Annotated in this window: 10 protein-coding genes; all 10 read right to left on the minus strand. The window is 70.7% G+C overall.

From position 1 onward, the window contains the following. Positions 1 to 4: 4 nt before the first annotated feature. The 10 genes from ASF82_RS12310 to ASF82_RS12355 all read right to left on the minus strand — a co-directional run bounded on the left by ASF82_RS12310 (position 5) and on the right by ASF82_RS12355 (position 15,183). Complete coding sequence (locus tag ASF82_RS12310; protein ID WP_056057436.1) at positions 5 to 847, minus strand: A24 family peptidase; 843 nt, start codon at positions 845 to 847, stop codon at positions 5 to 7. Then, positions 844 to 2,652: a hypothetical protein gene (locus tag ASF82_RS12315; RefSeq protein ID WP_056057437.1), complete on the minus strand. Its 1,809-nt coding sequence runs from the start codon at positions 2,650 to 2,652 to the stop codon at positions 844 to 846. Before ASF82_RS12315 ends, ASF82_RS12310 begins: the two co-directional genes overlap by 4 nt. After that, positions 2,649 to 3,335, minus strand: coding sequence for a type II secretion system protein J (locus ASF82_RS12320; protein ID WP_056057440.1), 687 nt, complete (start codon positions 3,333 to 3,335; stop codon positions 2,649 to 2,651). Before ASF82_RS12320 ends, ASF82_RS12315 begins: the two co-directional genes overlap by 4 nt. Beyond that, positions 3,332 to 4,747 (minus strand): carboxypeptidase-like regulatory domain-containing protein, encoded by a 1,416-nt coding sequence (locus ASF82_RS12325; protein WP_056057443.1) that lies wholly within the window; start codon positions 4,745 to 4,747, stop codon positions 3,332 to 3,334. Before ASF82_RS12325 ends, ASF82_RS12320 begins: the two co-directional genes overlap by 4 nt. 91 nt (positions 4,748 to 4,838) lie before the next feature. Then, positions 4,839 to 5,273, minus strand: a complete 435-nt coding sequence (locus ASF82_RS16365) for a type II secretion system protein (protein ID WP_369814276.1) — start codon at positions 5,271 to 5,273, stop codon at positions 4,839 to 4,841. 261 nt (positions 5,274 to 5,534) lie between these two features. Further along, positions 5,535 to 6,767 (minus strand): type II secretion system F family protein, encoded by a 1,233-nt coding sequence (locus ASF82_RS12335; RefSeq protein WP_056057450.1) that lies wholly within the window; start codon positions 6,765 to 6,767, stop codon positions 5,535 to 5,537. Further along, positions 6,767 to 8,626: a type IV pilus twitching motility protein PilT gene (locus tag ASF82_RS16330; protein WP_304437982.1), complete on the minus strand. Its 1,860-nt coding sequence runs from the start codon at positions 8,624 to 8,626 to the stop codon at positions 6,767 to 6,769. The genes ASF82_RS12335 and ASF82_RS16330 overlap by 1 nt, the downstream gene beginning before the upstream one ends. A gap of 121 nt (positions 8,627 to 8,747) precedes the next feature. Further along, positions 8,748 to 10,409, minus strand: coding sequence for a GspE/PulE family protein (locus tag ASF82_RS12345; RefSeq protein ID WP_056057451.1), 1,662 nt, complete (start codon positions 10,407 to 10,409; stop codon positions 8,748 to 8,750). Between the two features lie 205 nt (positions 10,410 to 10,614). Next, complete coding sequence (locus ASF82_RS12350) at positions 10,615 to 11,166, minus strand: GNAT family N-acetyltransferase (RefSeq protein ID WP_056057454.1); 552 nt, start codon at positions 11,164 to 11,166, stop codon at positions 10,615 to 10,617. A 135-nt stretch (positions 11,167 to 11,301) separates the two neighbouring features. Beyond that, on the minus strand, positions 11,302 to 15,183 hold the full coding sequence (locus ASF82_RS12355) for a DNA-directed RNA polymerase subunit beta' (protein WP_056057458.1): 3,882 nt from the start codon (positions 15,181 to 15,183) through the stop codon (positions 11,302 to 11,304). Positions 15,184 to 15,186: the final 3 nt, after the last annotated feature.

The raw sequence follows: 15,186 nt of genomic DNA on the forward strand, positions 1-15,186 counted from the left end.
CTGGTCATGCCAGGCCGAGGAGGGTGAGGTAGCCGGTGGCGACGATGCCGCCGGCGAAGACGCCGACCCAGGCGCCCGCGAGCATCCAGGGTCCGAAGGGGATGCCGCCGCTGCGCTGCACCCGGCGGGTGGCCAGCAGGACGACCGAGAAGAGGCCGCCGAGCAGGAAGGCCGCGAACGACCCGACGGCGAGCTCGGCCCAGCCGAGCCAGCCCAGGTAGAGGCCGAGCACGCCGGCGAGCTTGATGTCGCCGAGGGCCATGCCGCCCTTCCAGCCGAGGCCGAGGGCCAGGTAGAAGAGGAACATCGCCGCGAGGCCGACGCCGGCGCGGAGGAGCGCCGCCCAGTCGCCGACCAGCGCGCTCGAGGCGGCGAGGAGGACGCCGCCGACCGCGTAGCTCGGCAGGACGATCGCGTCGGGCAGGCGGTGGTGCTCGACGTCGATCACGGCGAGCGCGACGCTCGCGCCGGCCAGCCAGAGGAAGGCGAGCAGGGCGAGGAGGCGCGACACCAGCGGCAGGACCTCCGTCGGCACGTCGGTGAGCGGCCAGAGCCGCGCCGCGACGACGAGGAAGAAGACGCCCGTGGCGAGCTCGACGATCGGGTAGCGGGCCGAGATCGCGGCCGAGCAGTCGCGGCAGCGCCCGCGGAGGGCGAGCCAGCTGACCACGGGCACGTTGTCACGACGACGGATCGGCGAGCTGCACGACGGGCAGGCACTGGCCGGGCGTGCGATCGAGACGCCGGCCGGCACGCGGTGCACGACGACGTTGAGGAACGAGCCGATCAGGAGGCCGAGGCCGCCGGCGACGAACAGGGCGACGAGCCAGGGGGCGGCGGCGGTCACGAGGCGGCTCCCGTCGAGCGGTAGGCGGGCAGGACCTCGGTCTGCGTGGTGATGCCGTACGAGGTGGTCACCGGGCTGAGGAACTTCGGCGGCGCGAGGTAGCGGAGGCGTGCGTCGTAGCCGTAGGCCTTGATGTAGCCGTTCGAGCCGTTGCGCACGACGCCGCGGAAGGCCTGGGCGATCGAGCCGGTGACCGTGAGCGTGCCCCGGTCGCCGCCGCGCCCGTAGTTCTGCACGAGGAAGGAGTGGTTGACCGAGATGATCGCCGCGTCGATCTCACGACCGGAGTCGCCGAGCATGGAGGCTCCGGTGCTCGCCGAGACGGGGTTCCAGACCCAGGCGATCCCGTCGGAGGCTAGGCCGAGGATGTTGGTGCTCGCGTTCGCCTCGGCGTAGACGACGTCGCCGGTGACGTAGAGGTAGTTCTGGGCGGCCACCGTCAGCTGGCCCTGGAAGGTGCCCTTGACGAAGACGTCGCCGCTGCGGGCGCCGTAGGCGCACGCGCCGGTGCCAGGGCCGCCCGTGGTCGACGAGGTCGGGACGGACTCGCCCGCCCGCGGGTAGCCGACGTGGTTGTTGCCGCACGAGGTCTCGGTGAGGTCGCCGACGGACGCGGCGGCGTTGACGTTCTGCTTCGCGGCGCCGGCGACCGGGACGGGGATGGCCTGCACGTAGACGATGTTGTTGGCGGGCACGGTGATGGTCGCGCCCTTGGCCGAGCCGAGCTGGCCGTCGGCCGTGCCTGGCAGCCCGCAGTCGGCGGTGGCCGTGCCGGCGGTCGCGTCGGCGTTCGAGATGCGGGTCATCTTCGTGTACGGCGACTTCACCGTCATCTTGCCGTCGGCGGTGAAGACGATGTCGGTGGGGCCGGTGTACAGGCAGCCGGGCCGCGGCACGTCGCTGGGGAGGTCGGTGCGCATCTCGCGGATCTTGTCGCCGAGGGTGTCGGGCATCAGCACGCTCGAGACCTGGTCGGGCCCGGCGCCCGCGACGCGCTCCTTGAGGAACTTCTGGCCCGAGCAGGCGTAGCCGTTCGAGTCGACCTTGCTGTACGAGCGACCGTTCGTCGGGTTCGCGGTCGTGACGGTCTGCTCGAAGGTGGCGGAGCAGACGCGCATCGTGTCGTTCGAGTGTGCGGGGCCGGCGATGACGTCGCCGCCGCTGAACGCGATCTCGCCGCAGCCGTCGTCCTGCGTGCGGCCCTCCCACGAGTGCTTCTTGCAGTCGGCGTTCGACTTGCCGGTCAGCGTCGGGTCCTGCGACTCGATGTCGGTGAAGTACAGGTAGTCGATGAAGCCCTTCTGCCGCAGGTCGGCGATGACGGTGCGCGTCGCGCTGCCGACCTTGCCCGTCGAGCGGATGCGCAGGGCGCCGGTCGCGACGAACTTCGAGTTGTCGACCTCGTAGCGGAAGCTCGCCCGGCCGCCGCTCGAGGGCACGGCGGCCCAGGTGCCCGTGGTGCCGGTGCCGAAGGCCGGGTTGACCTGTGAACCGGTGGGCAGCGACACCGAGCTCGCCGTCGTCTTGCTGAAGGGCGCAGCGGGGTTGCCGAACTGCTGGTAGCTGTTGTCGTTGGCCAGGCGCGCCTGGTACTCCTCGACGCCCGCGTAGGCGGCGGAGAGCGCGGCGTTCCAGTCCTGGTCGGTGTCGGCCTTCTTCAGGCCGCTCGTCGCCACGGTGAGGGCGGTCGCCGCCATGATGATCAGCACCATGCCGAAGATGAGGGTGATGGCCATGGCCATGCCCCTGTCGTCGCGGAGGCGGTCCAGCCGGTCGAGGCGGAGCGTGCGGCGGAGTCGGATCACGAGACGGACCCCCCGAGGAGGTTCGAGAGCGAGACGGTGTTCTGCAGCGTCACGGTCTGGGCGGTGCGGGCGCCCGCGCGGTCGACCGCGAGGCTGATGCGGACGGCCGCGATGGACGACATCTGCGTCGTGGTGAGGGCGCCGGAGGCGTCGGGGACGAGCTGCTTGCCGCTGAAGTCGACGTAGCTGAAGAGGGGTGTGCCCGAGGCGGCCGTGCTGAGCACCGAGCCGCCGATGACGCGCTTCGTCGCGGTCGCGGTGAAGGTCCAGTAGTCGGCCGCGGAGGCGCCGACGACGGTCGACTCGACCAGGCTGCGGTCGGGCTGGACGGTGAACGACACCTTGCGGGGCACCGTCGCGACCGAGTCCGCGGTGTTCAGGGCGGTGGTCAGGGTCAGGGCCTCGGTCGTGGCGACGCTGAACGAGGGGGTCTCGGTGCCGCCGGGCACGGGGATGGTGCGCGCGGCGCGGATCGTGCGGGTCAGGTCGGCGAGGCCGGTCGACGCGACGCGGGTGTTGAGGTCGATCGAGCGAGCCTGACTGGTCGCCTTGGCCAGAGAGACGAAGGTCGTCGACACCACGGTGATGACGATGCCGAAGACCATCATCGCGACGAGCAGCTCGGCGAGGCTCACGCCCGCGTCGTCGCGACGGCGGGCGAGCAGCGCGCGCAGCGCGGTCACGAGGCGGGCCTCGGGTCGAGGCTGACCACGTTGGTGCCGGCGCCGCCGCCCCCGAAGATCGTGCCGAGGATCGTGCCGATCAGGCCGCTCAGGGAGACGCCGCGGAAGGTCGACGTGGTGCTGCTCGCCGAGGTGATCGCCCAGGTGCCGTAGGGCAGCGCGAGCGTGACCTCGTTGGCGGCCGTCTTGCCCTTGACGGTGAACTCGTAGGCCTGCGGGACCGCGCAGCCGGGATCGCCGTTGAGGGCGGCGGTCGAGACGGCACGGACGACCTTGTCGTTGCCGTCGGCGAGCTTGATCGTGGTGACGCCCATGGGCAGCGAGTAGCTCGCCTTCTTGTCGGAGGCCGCCACGAAGGGCTGCACCGGGGCCGTCTTGCCCGCGGCGTTGGCCGGCCAGAGCGAGGGGTCGGGCGACAGGCAGCTGCCGCCGGCGGTGCCGGTCGGACGGAAGTCGCCGGCGACCATCCGGTAGCCGGTGCTCAGGGGGTAGAGCCAGACGTCGGCCGGGGTGCCCGACGTGGTGGTCGGCGACGGGCCGCCGAGCACGGTGGTCTTGAGGTTGTCGGGCAGCAGCACGGTGCCGCCGGTGTAGTTCGCCGCGTACTTGATCGCGTAGTCGTCGCCGAGCTCGTAGGTGAACGGCACGGGGGCCGAGTCGCCCTTCGCGACGACGACGGTCTTGACCGGAGCGGCGGCCTGCGACGCGTCACGCCACGGGGCCGCGTCGGAGCGCGAGATGGTCACCTTGTACGCGCCGGGCAGGATCTTGATCGCGACGGCGCAGCCGTCGGCGTTCGTGGCGGCGGGCTTCGAGGCGGCGGTGAGGGCCTTGCCGGGCGTCGACGACCCGGTGTCGGGCTCGACGGTGACCACCAGGCCCGGCACGGCCGCGCCCTGGGAGTCCTTGACGCCGACGAGGATCGTGCCCGTGTCCTGGTCGTTGAGGCGGCTGTTCGGGGCGAGGATCGTGTCGCTGGTCACCGGGGAGTCGGGGCTCCGCATGCCGGTCCAGGTCACGGCCACCTGCAGGCGCTTGTAGAACAGCGAGCCGTTGCCGGTCGCGGCGGCCGGGGTGCACGTCGCGTCGACGCCGGTGGTGGTCTGCCAGGCGGCGGTCTGTGCGACCTTGTAGGTGACGCCGCCGACGTCCTTCGTGGTCGTGGCCGAAGTCACCTGGATGACGTCCGCGACGCCGCGGGCGACGTCGACGGCCTCGGAGGCGAGGTTCGTCGCGACCTCGCGGCTGCGGTTGTCGCTGGTGATCGAGAGGGTCAGGCCCACGGCGACGACGGAGCCGACGGTGATGACCGCGAAGACCAGGAGGGCGACGACCACCTCGACGATCGAGAGGCCGGCGTCGCGGTCGGCCGGGTCGGCGGGCCGCAGCCGGTCGCTGAGGAGCTGGAGCATGGTGGGTCACCTCCCGGTCGGTTCAGGGGTGGAGTTGCGGAGGGATGTCTCGGGGGGAGGGTGGGCGCCCTCCCCCCGAGGCGAGGGGTTGCTACTTGCAGGCGCCTTCGACGACTGCTGCAGCGTCGGTGATGCTGAAGGCCTTGCCGGTCTTGCCCGTTCCGTTGATGCAGAAGGTGGTCGTGCCCGCGGTGGGCGCCTTCTGGAAGCCGAGGGTGTTGTCCGCGCTGACGGTGTAGCCGTACTTGGCGAGGCTGGCGTCGAGGGCGGTCGGCAGGTTGCCGGTGTCGGTCTGGAAACCGATGACCGCGGTCTTGGCGTTCGAGAGGTCGCTCTTCACGGAGGCGTCACGGGCGTTGTTCTGCACGCCGAGGTACACCGGGATGGCGATGGCGGCGAGGATGCCGATGATGATCACGACGACGAGGAGCTCGATGAGCGTGAAGCCCTTGTCCTTGTCGGCGGCGAGGTTCTGGCGGCGAGCGTTGAGCTTGCCCATGAGCGCGAAGTACATGAGGGAGTCCATTCCGGGTACGGGGTGCAGGGGGAGTGATCGGCAGCGGTCACTGATCACCGCCGGGAACGATGCTGCCAGCGGGCCGCGGCCCCCGGAATCCCTTGGACGGGGGGTTATGCCCTGCGACACGGCCCCAGTCCGGGGCTCCCCCGAACGGGACAGAACCCCTGGTCACGCCTCGATCACACCCGTACGGGGCACACACGCGGAAGACCCCCTCCGGGCGACAGCTGTCGCCCGGAGGGGGTCCGGGGCAGGGCGGGTCGAGCGCTACTTGATCAGCGAGGTGATCTGGAAGATCGGCAGGTAGAGCGCGACGATCATGCCGCCCACCACGACGCCGAGGAAGGCGATCAGCAGCGGCTCGATCAGCGCGGTGAGCGACTCGGTGGTCGACTTGACCTCCTGGTCGTAGAAGTCCGCGACTTTCTCGAGCATGGTCTGCAGCGAGCCGCTGTCCTCCCCCACCGCGATCATCTGGGTCACCATCGACGGGAAGACGCCGGAGGCGGTGAGCGGGCCGGCGATGGACTCGCCCTGCCGGACCGACTCCGCGACCTCGACCAGCGCCTCCTCGAGCACGTAGTTGCCCGAGACCTCGCCCACGATCCGCAGCGCGGTGAGGATGGGCACGCCGGCGCCGATCATGTTCGAGAAGTTGCGGGCGAAGCGCGCGATCGCGATCTTGCGCAGCAGCACGCCGAAGACCGGCAGCTTGAGCTTCAGCGGGTCGAGGCGCGAGCGCACCTTGACGCTGTTCTTGTTCGTGCGCCACCAGATCGAGAACACGATGCCGAGCACCAGGGCGACGGGCACCACGTACGGCATCGCCTGCGACGCGTAGACGAGCATCATCGTCGGCAGCGGCAGCTTGCCGCCCAGGTTCGTGAACATGTCCTGGAAGATCGGGACGATGAAGAGCAGCATCACGACCACGGCGACGAGCGACATCACGAGCACGACGACCGGGTAGGTCATCGCCGACTTGATCGTGCCGCGGAGGGCGACCTCCTTCTCGAAGTTCTCGGCCGTCGACTCCAGCGCCTTGTCGAGGAACCCGCCGACCTCGCCCGCCTTGATCATGTTGATCATCAGGGGCGGGAAGTCCTTGTCGTGCTTGCCGACCGCGTCGGAGAACGAGACCCCCGTCTCGACGTCGTCACGCACCTCCCCCATGATCTTCGCCAGGCGCTTGCTCTCGACCTGGTCGGCGAGGATGGTCAGGGTGCGCAGCAGCGACAGGCCCGACCCGATCATGGTCGCCATCTGGCGCGACATGACCGCGATGTCCTTCATCTTCACGGCCTTGTCGCCGAGGCCCGGGATCGACACCTCGCGCTGCAGGCCGGTGCCGGCCGCCGCCTCCGAGATCGAGATCGGCTGCACGCCCATCGTGCGCAGGCGCGTGATGACCGCGCCCTCGCTCGAGGCGTCGACCTTGCCCTTGACGACCTTGCCCGCCGTGTCGCGCCCCTTGTAGGCGTAGGCGACCGCGCCGGCCATCAGGCGTCGCCCCGCGAGAAGGCGTCGCCGAAGTCGATGCCGCTGTCGAGGCCCTGCGACTCGCTCTTGTTGATGACGCGCGTGACGAGACGGTCGAAGCCCTCGCGGTCGTGCACCTTCTCCATCGCGGCCTTGTGCGTCACCACGCCCGTGTTGACGAGGTCGGCGAGCTTCTGGTCCATGGTGTGCATGCCGAGGTCACGGCCCGCCTGCATCGACGAGGCGATCTGGTAGGTCTTGCCCTCGCGCACGAGGTTGCCGATGGCCGGCGTCATCATCATGATCTCCGTCGCGACGACCCGGCCGCGGCCGCTCGCCTTGGGCAGCAGGGTCTGGCAGACGACGCCGCGGAGCGTCGAGGCCAGCTGGGTGCGCACCTGGTCCTGCTGGTGCGGCGGGAAGACGTCGATCACGCGGTCGATCGTCTGCGCGGCGCTCTGCGTGTGCAGCGTCGCGAAGACGAGGTGCCCGGTCTCGGCGGCCGTGAGCGCCACCGAGATGGTCTCGAGGTCGCGGAGCTCGCCGATCAGGATCACGTCCGGGTCCTGGCGCAGCACGTGCTTGAGGGCGGCGGCGAAGCTGTGGGTGTCGTGCCCGACCTCGCGCTGGTTCACCAGCGAGCGCTTGTGCTGGTGCATGAACTCGATCGGGTCCTCGACCGTGACGATGTGGTCGGCCCGGGTGCGGTTCACCAGGTCGATCAGCGCGGCGAGGGTGGTCGACTTGCCGGAGCCCGTGGGGCCCGTGACGAGCACGAGGCCGCGGGGCAGCTTCGCGAAGGTCGACACCGACTCGGGCACGCCCAGCTCGTGCAGCGGCTTGATCTCGGTCGGGATGAGGCGGAACGCCGCCCCGAGCGAGCCGCGCTGCTGGTAGAAGTTCACGCGGAAGCGCGACTCGTCGGAGAGCGACCAGGCGAAGTCGAGCTCGAGCTCGTCGTCGAAGCGCTCCTGCTGCTCGGGCGTGAGCAGGCTCGCGAGGGCCGAGGCGACCGTCTCGGCGTCCCACGGCTCGGGCGAGGTGTGCGTCGGCTGCAGGGAGCCGTCCACGCGCAGCGTGGGAGCGGCGTCGACCGTGACGTGGAGGTCGGAGGCTCCGCGCTGCACGACCTCGATCAGGGCGGCGACGAGACCGGGGTGCGCCGTGGTGCGGGCGTGCTCGTGCAGCTCGATGCCGAGGTCGGTCGCGGAGACGACGGGCAGGGCGGCCGTGACCGGAGTCGCGGGCGAGGCGACGGGGGCGGCGTGCTGCGGCTGGGGCGGCGCCACGGCGGCCGCCGCGGGGAGCACGGGGCGGGCGGCGGGAGGCGTCACGGGCACGGGGGCGGAGGCGGAGGCGGAGGCGTGCATGACGGGCGCCGGGGCCGGAGCAGCGGCCGGAGCGGCAGTCGGCTCCGCGACGGCCACCGGGGCGACGGCCACGGGCGCGACCGACACCGGCGCGACCGACACGGCCGGCTCGTCGGCCATGTCCGCGATCGCGTCGAAGCGCGGGTCGCTCCAGCTCGGCGTGGCCGGGGCGCGCGTGAGCCCCGCGACCGCCGGCGACGACGGGGCGCGACCGCTGCCGACCTCGGCCGCGGCGGACGCGACCGCTGCGCCGAGGGCCTCGGCGAGGCGCGCGGCCCGCCGGCTCGAGGGCGCGGGCGTCGGGGTCCAGCCCAGCACCGCCTCCTGGTCGCCCTCGAGCGCGTAGACGTGCTTCGTCGGGTCGACGGGGGGCGAGGCGGGCACGAGCGTCACCGGCGCGGGCGGCTCCCACGACGTCGCGGGCGTGTCGGTGCTGACCTCGCGGCCGGGTCGGCCGGGGGCCCACCCGTCGGCGGCGTGGGGCTCGTCGGGGATCTCGTAGACGCTCATGCGGCGGCCTCCGGGGCGGTGGTGGCGGATCGGGTCTCGGGGGCGACGACGCGCGTCGCGGGAGCAGGTGCCGCAGCCCCGGCGGGGGCCGGGGCAGGGGCGGAGGAGGCGCGGGGCCGGGTCACGCGACCACCCGCAGGATCTCCTCGACGCTGGTGAGGCCGAGCTTCGCCTTCTCCCAGCCGTCCTGGCGGAGCGTGAGCATGCCCTGCTCGCGGGCGGTGCGGCCGATCTCGGCGCTCGAGGCGCGGGTCACGGCGAGGCGCTCGATCTCCTCCGAGACGCTCATCACCTCGTGCAGGGCGATGCGCCCGCGGTAGCCCGTGTTGGAGCACTGCTGGCAGCCGACGGGCTGGAAGACCGTCGGGTCCTCGCCGTCGCGCAGCTCGAACTTCAGCGCGGCGAGCTGCCGCGGCGAGTAGTTCGTGGGCTGCTTGCAGCGGTCGCAGAGGCGCCGGGCGAGGCGCTGGGCCACGACGCAGTCGATGGCGCTGCCCACGAGGAAGGGCTCGATGCCCATCTCGGTGAGGCGCGTGATGGCGCTCGGGGCGTCGTTCGTGTGCAGCGTGCTGAGCACGAGGTGGCCGGTCAGCGACGCCTCGATGGCGATCTGCGCGGTCTCGTGGTCGCGGATCTCGCCGAGCAGGACGACGTCGGGGTCGGAGCGGAGGATGCTGCGCAGCGCGCTCGCGAACGTGAGGCCGGCCTTCGGGTTGACCTGCACCTGGTTGATGCCGCGCATGCGGTACTCGACCGGGTCCTCGACCGTGATGACGTTGATCTCGGGGCGGGCGACGGCGTTGAGCGTCGTGTAGAGCGTGGTCGACTTGCCCGAGCCCGTGGGGCCCGTGACGAGGATCATGCCGTACGGCTTCGAGTACGACGCCGCGTAGACGTCGAAGTTGCGCTCGAGCAGGTTGAGGTCGCGGAGGCTCATCGACGTGTTCGAGTTGTCGAGGATCCGCATGACGACCTTCTCGCCCCACACCGTGGGCAGCGTCGCGACGCGGAGGTCGATCTGACGGCCGCCGTGGCGGACCGACATGCGGCCGTCCTGCGGCTTGCGGCGCTCGGCGATGTCGATCTCGCTCATGATCTTGAGGCGCGAGATGACGCCGTTCTGGATGGCCTTCGGGGCCGGCTGCATCTCGTGCAGCACGCCGTCGATGCGGTAGCGGATCCGGACGTCGGTCTCGCTCGGCTCGATGTGGATGTCGGAGGCGTGGTCGGTGATCGCCTGGCTCACGAGCAGGTTGACGAAGCGCACGATGGGCACGTCGTCGTCGGGGCCGTCGGTGATGTCGGCCGCCGCCTCCTGCGCCTTCTCCTCCTCGAGCGTGCTCGTGAGGTCGTTGAGCTCGTCGTCGGCGCGGAGGTAGCGGTCGATCGCGGCGAGCAGGTCGCCCTTCTCGGCGACCACGGGGTCGACGCCGATGCGGAGGCCGGCGCGCACGTCGTCGATGGCGAAGACGTCGCCCGGGTCGGCCATCGCGAGCAGCAGGCCGCCGTCGCGCACGCCGATGGGCAGCACGCTGTGGCGGCGACAGACGGCCGCGGGCACCATCGTGACGGCGGCGCGGTCGACGGGGTAGTCGATCAGCTCGACGAAGTCCATGCCGGCGGCCTGCGCACGGGCGCGGGCCACCTGCGAGGTGGTCACGACGCCCTGCGACAGGAGCTCGCGGATGGAGGCCTCCTCGTCGGTGGAGCGGCGACCGACGCGGTCGAGGTACTCCATGGGCAGCAGGCCGTGCAGGATCAGGATCTCGGTCATGGAAGCCACGGGACGTACCTCCTCGGTACAGCCGCCGCGGGTGGTCGGGATCGCGTCGGCACGGTCGCCCGGGTCGGGAGTCCGAGCGGTGTCCACGCTAAGGCGAGCGGCCCTCGGGGGCACGTCCCAGAGCGGGTGCCCCCGCAAGGGGGCACAGGGCGTCACCCGTCGCCGCGGCCGGCCGTGCAGGAGGCCTGCGGGAGGCGCGGGCCGACTACCCGAGGACGCGCTGGTACAGCACGTGGTCCTGCCACCGCCCGGCGATCCGGAGGTAGCTCGGCGCCGTGCCGATCAGCGTGAACCCCGACGCCTCGAGCACGCGCCGGGAGGGCACGTTGTGCGGCAGGGCGCTCGCTTCGAGGCGGTGCAGCCGCAGGCGCGTCGCGGCGAGGTCGGCCACGACCGCCACGGCCGCCCGGGCGAGGCCCCGGCCCGTCCGCTCCCGGTCGACCCAGTAGCCGACCGAGGCGGCCTGGACCGGGCCACGGACGATGTGGTTCAGCGAGATGCCGCCGACGACGCGGTCGCCGTCGGGGCCTCGCTCGACGAGGTGGAGGGGCAGGGCCTCCCCCGAGTCCGCCGCCGCGATCCGTGCCGTCAGCAGGGCGAGCTGGCCGGCCGGCTCGAAGAACGAGGCCGGGCGAGCAGGGTCCCAGGGGGCGAGGTGGTCGCGGTTGCGCGCCTGCGCGGCCGCCAGCGACGCGGCGTCGCCGACCCGCGCCTCCCTCAGGGTGACGTCGTCGGTGAGGGCCTGCTCGAACTGCACCCCACCGAGCGTAGGCGCGGGCACGACGAAGGGCCCCGGCTCTCGCAGGTGCGAGAGCCGGGGCCCTTCGTGGTGCTGGGCCTCCTGGGGAGGTGCGGGTCAGGTCAGACCCTCACCGCGCCTCCCCGGGGGTGCTCAGTTGTAGGTGCCGGGCGTGAAGTCGTCCGACGAGAACGAGTCGAAGTCGACGAAGCTGAGGTCAGCCTCGTTGAACGACGCGTCGTCGGTGAAGACGCGGTTGGGGTACCGCTCGGCCTTCGCCTCCTCCGTCGCCTCGACCGACACGTCGCGGTAGCGCGACAGGCCGGTGCCCGCGGGGATCAGCTTTCCGATGATCACGTTCTCCTTGAGGCCGACCAGCGGGTCGCTCTTGCCCTCCATGGCGGCCTGCGTGAGCACGCGGGTCGTCTCCTGGAAGGACGCGGCGGACAGCCACGACTCGGTCGCGAGGGAGGCCTTGGTGATGCCCATGACCTCCTGTCGAGCCGACGCCGTGCGCTTGCCCTCGGTGAGCGCACCGCGGTTGATCTCGTTGTACTTCGACCGGTCGACCAGCTCGCCGGGGAGCAGGTCGGTGTCGCCGTGGTCGACGACGGTGACCTTGCGGAGCATCTGACGGACGATGACCTCGATGTGCTTGTCGTGGATCGGCACGCCCTGCGAGCGGTAGACGTCCTGGACGCCACCGACGAGGTGCTGCTGCACCGCACGGACGCCCTTGACTCGCAGGACCTCCTTCGGGTCGACCGCACCGGCGATGATCTGGGCACCGAGCTCGACGTGCTGACCGTCCTCCACGAGGAGGGTCGAGCGCTTGAGCACCGGGTAGATCACCGGCTCGTCGCCGTTGTCGAGGTTGAGGATGACGCGGCGGGCCTTGTCGGTGTCCTCGATCGTGATGCGACCCGCGCCGTCGGCGATCGGGGACGCGCCCTTGGGGGTGCGCGCCTCGAACAGCTCCGTCACGCGGGGGAGGCCCTGCGTGATGTCGTCGGCCGAGGCCGAACCACCGGTGTGGAAGGTGCGCATCGTCAGCTGCGTGCCGGGCTCACCGATCGACTGGGCCGCGATGATGCCGACGGCCTCGCCGATGTCGACCAGGTTGCCGGTGGCCAGCGAACGGCCGTAGCACTGGGCGCAGACGCCGACGGCGGCCTCACAGGTCAGCACGGAGCGGACCTTGATCGACTCGACGCCCGCGGCGACCAGCTGGTCGATGAGGACGTCGCCGACGTCCGCACCGGCCTCGGCCACGACGGTGCCCTGCGGGTCGACCGCGGCGGCCGCGAGCGACCGGGCGTAGACCGTGTTCTCGACCGTGGCGTCGCGCACCATGACGCCGTCGGCGTCGGGAGCGGCGATCGGCAGCTCGAGACCGCGCGAGGTGCCGCAGTCGTCCTCACGGATGATGACGTCCTGCGACACGTCGACGAGTCGACGGGTCAGGTACCCCGAGTCGGCCGTACGGAGGGCCGTGTCGGCCAGTCCCTTGCGGGCACCGTGCGTCGCGATGAAGTACTCGGCCACCGACAGGCCCTCGCGGTACGACGAGATGATCGGGCGGGGGATGATGTCGCCCTTCGGGTTGTTCACGAGGCCTCGCATGCCGGCGATGTTGCGCACCTGCAGCCAGTTACCACGAGCACCCGAGGTGACCATGCGGTTGATCGTGTTGTCGACCGGGAAGTTCGACCGCATCTCGGCGGCGACCTCGTTCGTGGCCTCCGTCCAGATCTTGATCAGGTCGGCACGACGCTCGGCGTCGGAGATGAGGCCCTTGTCGAACTCGGCCTGCACCGCCGCGGCCTGCTTCTCGTAGCCCGCCACGATCTCCGGCTTGCGCGGAGGCGTGAGGACGTCGGAGAGCGCGACCGTGACACCGGAGCGCGAGGCCCAGTAGAAGCCCGCGTCCTTGATGTTGTCGAGGGCCGCCGCGACGGCGACCTTCGGGTAGCGCTCGGCGAGGTCGTTGACGATCGTCGAGAGCATGCCCTTGTCGGTCACCTGCTGGACGAACGGGTAGTCCGCCGGCAGGTTCTCGTTGAAGAGCGCACGGCCGAGGGTCGTGTCGAGCAGGATGTCCTGGCCGACCTCGTAGCCCTCGGGGCCCTCGCCCTCGGCGAAGTGCACGCCGTTCATGCGGATCTTGACCATCGCGTTGAGGTCGAGCGAGCCCTGGTCCTTGGCGAGGATCGCCTCGGACACCGACGAGAAGGCACGGCCTTCGCCGGTGGCGCCCTCGGTGACCGTCGTCAGGTAGTGCAGGCCGATGATCATGTCCTGGGCGGGCAGGGTCACCGGTCGGCCGTCGGACGGCTTCAGGATGTTGTTCGACGCGAGCATCAGGATGCGCGCCTCGGCCTGGGCCTCGACGGACAGCGGCAGGTGCACGGCCATCTGGTCGCCGTCGAAGTCGGCGTTGAACGCCGCGCAGACGAGCGGGTGCAGCTGGATGGCCTTGCCCTCGACCAGCTGGGGCTCGAAGGCCTGGATGCCGAGACGGTGCAGGGTGGGCGCGCGGTTCAGCAGCACGGGGCGCTCGCGGATGATCTCCTCGAGCACGTCCCACACCTGCGGGCGCGAACGCTCCACCATGCGCTTGGCCGACTTGATGTTCTGAGCGTGGCTCAGGTCGATCAGGCGCTTGATGACGAACGGCTTGAACAGCTCGAGCGCCATCTGCTTGGGCAGACCGCACTGGTGCAGCTTCAGCGTCGGGCCGACGATGATGACCGAACGACCCGAGTAGTCGACGCGCTTGCCGAGCAGGTTCTGGCGGAAGCGACCCTGCTTTCCCTTGAGCATGTCGCTCAGGGACTTCAGGGCGCGGTTGCCGGTGCCGGTGACGGGACGACCACGACGGCCGTTGTCGAACAGTGCGTCGACGGCCTCCTGCAGCATCCGCTTCTCGTTGTTGACGATGATCTCGGGGGCACCGAGGTCGAGCAGTCGACGGAGGCGGTTGTTGCGGTTGATGACGCGGCGGTACAGGTCGTTCAGGTCGCTGGTCGCGAAGCGGCCACCGTCGAGCTGCACCATCGGGCGCAGCTCCGGCGGGATGACCGGGACGACGTCGAGCACCATCGCGGCCGGCGAGTTGCCGGTGGCGAGGAAGGAGGAGACGACGCGCAGTCGCTTGATCGCGCGGATCTTCTTCTGGCCCTTGCCCTCCGAGATCTGCAGGTGCAGGTTCTCGGCCTCGGTCGCGAGGTCGAAGGCCTCGAGGCGCTTCTTGATGGCCTCGGCGCCCATGTGGGCCTCGAAGTACATGCCGAAGCGGTCCTGGAGCTCGTGGAAGACGGCGTCCTCGGGCTTGAGGTCGCCGACCTTGAGGGTGCGGAAGTCCTCCCACACGCGCTCGAGGCGGTTGATGTCCTCGTCGAAGGCCTTGCGGGTCTGGCCCATCTCCTTCTCGGCGACGTCCTTCGCGCGACGCTTCTGGTCGCTCTTGGCGCCCTCCTCCTCGAGCACCGCGAGGTCGTCCTCGAGCTTCTTGAGGCGGTCGGCGATGCGCGTGTCGCGCTGCGACTCGAGCTGCTTGATCTCGAGGCGGAGCTCGTTCTCGAGGCCGGGCATGTCGGCGTGACGGCCCTCCTCGTCGATCGAGATCACCATGTAGGCCGCGAAGTAGATGACCTTCTCGAGGTCCTTCGGGGCCATGTCGAGCAGGTAGCCGAGGCGCGAGGGCACGCCCTTGAAGTACCAGATGTGCGTGACGGGGGCCGCGAGCTCGATGTGGCCCATGCGCTCACGGCGCACCGACGACTTCGTGACCTCGACGCCGCAGCGCTCACAGACGATGCCCTTGAAGCGGACTCGCTTGTACTTGCCGCAGGCGCACTCCCAGTCACGCGACGGCCCGAAGATCTGCTCTCCGAAGAGGCCGTCCTTCTCGGGCTTCAGCGTGCGGTAGTTGATGGTCTCCGGCTTCTTGACCTCACCGTGCGACCAAGCACGGATGTTGTCGGCCGTCGCGAGGCCGATCCGCAGCTCATCGAAAGTTGTTGCTTCGATCAAAAT

Origin of the sequence: Frigoribacterium sp. Leaf164 (assembly GCF_001423665.1) — a bacterium.
Classification (GTDB): Bacteria; Actinomycetota; Actinomycetes; order Actinomycetales; family Microbacteriaceae; genus Frigoribacterium; species Frigoribacterium endophyticum.

Bases quoted from the DNA above. Each gene is read 5' to 3' on its own strand.
- ASF82_RS12325 (WP_056057443.1), bottom strand. From the start codon at position 4,747: ATGCTCCAGCTCCTCAGCGACCGGCTGCGGCCCGCCGACCCGGCCGAC.
- ASF82_RS16365 (WP_369814276.1), bottom strand. From the start codon at position 5,273: ATGGACTCCCTCATGTACTTCGCGCTCATGGGCAAGCTCAACGCTCGC.
- ASF82_RS12335 (WP_056057450.1), bottom strand. From the start codon at position 6,767: ATGGCCGGCGCGGTCGCCTACGCCTACAAGGGGCGCGACACGGCGGGC.
- ASF82_RS16330 (WP_304437982.1), bottom strand. From the start codon at position 8,626: ATGAGCGTCTACGAGATCCCCGACGAGCCCCACGCCGCCGACGGGTGG.